This is a genomic window from Marinobacter sp. UBA2498, assembly GCF_002341575.1.
Lineage (GTDB): Bacteria > Pseudomonadota > Gammaproteobacteria > Pseudomonadales > Oleiphilaceae > Marinobacter > Marinobacter manganoxydans.
In genome coordinates this window covers 9,772-9,977 of sequence record NZ_DDOI01000110.1, presented here as the reverse complement: position 1 = coordinate 9,977, position 206 = coordinate 9,772, and positions in this window count along the sequence as shown.

Here is a 206-nt window from a genome sequence, read left to right as displayed (position 1 = left end):
CTCCAGTTCTGCCAGAGCATGATTGAAAGAGCCACTCGCAGGCTGTCGTCTTCCTTGAGGCCGTCGGCGCCGGGTTCCGGCTCTCTGGGCTGAGGGTGAGCCTCCATCAGATCCCGCACGGTATGCAGGCTCATCAGTTTCAGGCCTCGGTCCTGCTTGCCCACGAGATTCTCCACAAAAACGGAGGCGGGTCGCCGGAGAATGTT